Origin of the sequence: uncultured Brevundimonas sp., from assembly GCF_937870815.1 — a bacterium.
Lineage (GTDB): Bacteria > Pseudomonadota > Alphaproteobacteria > Caulobacterales > Caulobacteraceae > Brevundimonas.
Genome location: NZ_CALMZS010000141.1, coordinates 1 through 3,059 on the forward strand (window position 1 = coordinate 1; position 3,059 = coordinate 3,059).

A 3,059-nucleotide genomic window follows, 5' to 3' on the forward strand; every position below is an offset into this window, starting at 1 on the left:
TGTCGCGCGGATCGGTCGGGCCGATCAGTAGCGGTAGTTGACGCCGAACAGGAAGGTGCGGCCGTAGGACTGATGGTCGATGATGCGGCGCTCGTCGTCGGCCTCGTAGGTGTAGAACGGCTCGTCGGTCAGGTTGTTGACCTGGAACAAGGCCGACAGGCCTTCCAGCGGGCCGGACTGGAACTCGTAGCCGATCTGGGCGTCGACGATGTTCTCGGGCGCGACCTGCCGGAAGGTGCGGCCGTTGCCGAATCCGGCGACCTCGCCCAGGAACTCGGACCGGTAACGGTTCGAGACACGGGCCTGGATGCCGTCCTTCTCATAGTACAGGGTGAGGTTCGCGACCGTTTCCGACAGGCCGGGGATCGGCGTGGCCGGGTTGCCCGGGTCCGGCTGAATCTTGCTTTCGGTCCGCGACACAGACAGCTGGCCGCCGAATCCTTCCAACCAGGGGGAGATGAAGTCGAAGGGGGTCGAGACCGCGAACTCGACGCCGTAGATTTCGCCGCCCTCGCCGTTCTCCGGCTGCGTATAGGTGCCCTGGCGATAGACCCCGGTCGCCGGCGGGAAGCCGGTGTAGTCGAAGGTCGTCGTCCGGTCGTAAACGTAGGTTTCGAGGTCCTTGTAGAAGGCCGCGACCGAGAAGTAGGCCGAGCGGCCGAAATACTGCTCGAACGAGATGTCGAAGACGTTGGCGATCCACGGCCGCAGTTGCGGGTTGCCGCCGCCGCCGGTGAAGGGCGGGTTCTGCGGATCATAGGCCGGGCTGCCGGGGACCGGGTCGGCGGCATCGTCGCGGTTGAGATTGTAGCTGAAGGTCCGGCTGGCGCGCATCTGGTCCATCCGCGCGCGCGACAGGGTGCGGGCGGCGGCAAGGCGCAGGAAGCGCGAGTCGGCCAATTCGAAGATCAGGTTGGCGCTGGGCAGCACCTCCCAGTATTCGTCGCCGCCCGAGATGGCGATGGATTCGGAGACGCCGGTGCCGAGCTGACGCGCGGCGAAGCCGTCGGAGCTTTGCTCGGTATGCTGGGCCTGGACGCCGAAATTGCCGGTCAGGGGGAAGGGGCCCACCGTCGTGTCGATGTCGAACTTGACGAACGGTGTAGTGACCCGCTCCTCGACGAACCAGTTGCCCGCTCGCACGTCGGCGTTCGGGTTGCGGACCAGGTTGTAGAAGCCGCTCTGGACCAGGCCCAGGGCGTCGTAGCTGATCATCCGGGGAATACCGAGGTAGGCCAGCGAAGTCGGATCGAGACGGAACGCCTCCGGCACGACAGGCGAGGCGCCGCCGGGGATGCCCAGGTAGAACTGGTCGTTGATGAATTCCTTCTCGCGCTTCGATGCATAGACGCCGACCTCGACGCCGCTGATGAAGGACCAGTCCACATCGCCTTCCAGCGACACCCTGGCGCCGGTCAGTTCGTCATTGACCGTCGGAGAGTTCAGATAGCCGTCCTGGCCGCCGGGGATGACATCCCCGCCCCAGCCCTGCGGGCTGGTCAGGCGGATCAGGTTGAAGTCGCCGTAGTCGAGGCCAGGGGAGAAGCGGGTGATGTCGTCGCTGGTCCTGAAGCCGATGGTGTCGGTCGCGCCGACGGGCCCCCGGCCGGTGCCGGCGTAGGTTTCCAGGATCTGATCGGTGCGCTCGACCGAAGAGTAGTTGACATCGGCGTTCAGCGCCCAGGCGTCATTGAGCTGGAACTCGCCGTTCCAACCGAGTGACGTCAGGTTGCTGTCACGCGTGTTGACGTCGTTGCGGACCACGCCCTTGACATCGGTGTAGGTGCCGGCGACGACCAGTCCGTCCTCGACGGTGAAGCCCGGCTGCAACTGGGCCGCCGACCAGAACAGCGGCAGCTCGATGCCGCGCAGGATCTGGGTGTTGTCGAATTCCGAATAGAAGGCGTCGAACGTCATGTGGACGCGATCGTTCGGACGCAGCTCCAGCACGCCGATATAGCCGTTCCGCTCCAGGTTGGCCGACATGACATAGGGTTTGGCCCCCCCGATCACCCGGGGGCCGCCGCCGGTCACCTCGGGATAGCCCCAGGCGTTGAAACGTTCGGACTGGTACGGGCTCTCGATGTGGGCGTAGCCCAGCACGATGCCGACCGTGTCGTCGGCGAACTGGTCGATGTAGGACACGCTGTAGCGCCAACCGCTGTCATCCGTCCCCGCGTTCAGCGCGCCGATGTCGTTAAGCTCGTAGCGCAGGTTCGCCGCGATGGCCTGGCGACCGAATTCCAGCGGTCGAATGACGCGAAGGTCGGCGGTGCCCGCCAGACCCTGACCGATGAGAGCGGCGTCGGGGGTCTTGTAGACGACCACGCTGCCCAGCAGTTCGGACGGATACTGGTCGAACTCGACGCCGCGGTTGTTGCTGGCGCTGACCTGCTCGCGCCCGTTCATCAGCGTGGTGGTGAAGTCGGGGGCAAGTCCGCGGATCGAAACGACATTGGCGCGCCCGTCGAGCCGCTGGGTGGCGAGGCCGGGCAGGCGCGAGAGCGATTCCGCGATCGACAGGTCGGGCAGCTTGCCCAGGTCTTCGGCGCTGACGACCTCGACGATGGAGGTGTTCTCGCGCTTCTGGGCGACCGAATTGTCGATCGCCGCGCGGATGCCGGTGACGACGATCGCGTTTTCATCCTCGCTGGTGACGGCGTTGGCGTCGTCGCCGGTTGTGTCCTGCGCCATGACGGCCGCTGGGGCGAACCCGCCAATCAGCGCCAGAGCCAGAGCCGGTGCGCTCACGCCGCTCAGCTGCTTGCGAAATGCCATGTGCGATAAATCCCCAAGATGCGACGGTCGCTGCGCCTTCAGGCGCTCGATCCACGTCATCGCATGGAGGATGGCCGACATTCGGCCTTCCTTCTCCCAGCCGCCCTCTATCGGTTGGCAGGCCGGGCGCGGAAGATCGCATACGTATGCTGGCCCGGCTTCCGGCAACCGGTTGCAAAAATGTTACAGGTGCGGTCGCTGCGGCGCGCTCACGATTGCCAAGCCGGACCGGACTCCCTAGCGCTGTCACACGAGCGGAGGCGATTTTGGGCCGAGCACCC

Annotated in this window: 1 protein-coding gene; it reads right to left on the minus strand. The window is 65.6% G+C overall.

Annotated features, from left to right (window positions below; genetic code table 11):
* Positions 1-24 precede the first annotated feature (24 nt).
* Positions 25-2,694, minus strand: coding sequence for a TonB-dependent receptor (locus Q0588_RS09280; protein ID WP_298745672.1), 2,670 nt, complete (start codon positions 2,692-2,694; stop codon positions 25-27).
* Between the last annotated feature and the right edge of the window lie 365 nt (positions 2,695-3,059).